This window comes from Neochlamydia sp. EPS4 (assembly GCF_000813665.1).
Taxonomy (GTDB): domain Bacteria; phylum Chlamydiota; class Chlamydiia; order Chlamydiales; family Parachlamydiaceae; genus Neochlamydia.
Window position 1 is genome coordinate 1 of sequence record NZ_JSDQ01000084.1, and the last position, 1727, is coordinate 1727.

Annotated in this window: 1 protein-coding gene; it reads right to left on the reverse strand. The window is 39.7% G+C overall.

Annotation, left to right across the window (positions count from 1 at the left end):
• On the reverse strand, window positions 1-1727 hold a 1727-nt coding region (locus tag DB42_RS08340), incomplete at both ends, for a tetratricopeptide repeat protein (RefSeq protein ID WP_044882580.1).

The following is a 1727-nucleotide window of genomic DNA, read 5'->3' on the forward strand; positions in this document are numbered from 1 at the left end:
CTTTGTAAATCATTCCCAAGTTGTTATAATCCCTCGCCACATCGGGATGATTTTCACCGAAAAGCTTTAGATCGATAGCGAGCGCTTTCTTAGCATACTCAGTCGCTTGTTTTAAATCGCCTTGGTTTTGGTTGATGCCTCCCAGGTTGTTGTAATCGATTGCTACCATCTTATGATTTTCACCAAAAAGCTTTAGATCGATAGCGAGCGCTTTCTTGGAATACTCAGCCGCCTGCTCTAAATCGCCTTGATGTAGATAAATTTGCCCCAGGTTGTTGTAATCGATTGCTACCGCTTGGTGATTTTCACCGAAAAGCTTTAGATCGATAGCGAGCGCTTTCTTAGCATACTCAGCCGCTTGTTTTAAATCGCCTTGATGTAGATAAATTTGCCCCAGGTTGTTGTAATCCCTTGCCACATCGGGATGATTTTCACTAAAAAGCAGAAGGCTAAGCTCAAGAGCTTCTTGGGCATACTCAGCTGCTTTTGATAATTTTCCTTGAGCCTGATAAATGATCCCAAGAACACTTAAAAGCTGAGGATTTTTTGGATCTGCTTTTTTGGCACCTTCATAACATTTTTCTGCCTCTTCATGTTGAAAAAGCCTTAAAGCTATATCACCTTGAGTCTGTAGGGATTTATCTTCTAAGTCGGAGGATATAAGATCGTTTTCATGGCCTGCTAGAAACTCTTGCATAGCCTGGTAGAAAGGAATAAAGATGCGATAAATCTTTTTTACCTTTTCTAATGCCTCCTGGTCTAAAGCAAACTGCTGTTTAATAAGCTCAGGCTCATCAAATCCAAAAGGCTTAATTAGAGGGTTCATCATCTCTTGTTGCGCTTGATAATGGGAGTAGGTTTTAAGGCGCATAAACAGCACTATACTCATCCAGTCTTTTAGCTTTTCAGCGGCGCCCTCCGTTATAACTCCTAACTTATTTAGCTGATCAATTCTACCAAATGTATCCGAAGCTAATACTTCTTTAAGAAGAGCTAACCTATCCAACGCCAGATGAGGAAAGCGGTAAAAATCATTTTTAACTTTAAAAAGCATACCCTGCCTGTCTAAGTCGCGCATTCCTGGATTAAAGACTATCATATCTTCTGGAACTAAATGATACTTTGCTAAATGTTGGCGAAGATTAAGGTCTTCTCTATAAGGGAAATTGAGCTTTTCTTGAACTTTTTGCCTATATTGCTCAGTTAATTCATTACTGCCTAGCAAATGAGTAAAATTCACAAGCTCCAGGGGAAGATGGGGTTCTTGCTGATGCCACCATTTACCATGTTTATCTTGAGCGATATATTGAGCCATCTTTTCAGGAGTTTGAATAAGCTCAAATGTCTGGCGGTTTCCAAAAGGCGTTTTACAGCCTTTACCTTGTACTCCTTCCCCATCGAAGGCAAAGCCTCTAGGTGTAACGCTATCAAAAAAATTAGCCTCTTTTATGCAAGGAATATCCAAAGCAGGCAGGATAGTTTCTCCTAAATTGATGACCTTCAAGTGAATCAAAGAGGTCAAACGTTTGAAATATTCTCGATTTATTGGATTATCTTCTTTTATAAGAATGCCAAACTCTAAATCGGAATAAGGTGTCACCTCTTCTCTAGCTAATGAGCCAAAGCCTATCATGGCATACTCGCAAGGCTCAGCTCCTAAAGCGTCTACACTCTGTTTTACAAGAATTTCAAAAAAAGTTTTTATCTGTGGAGTAATCTCACCAAAT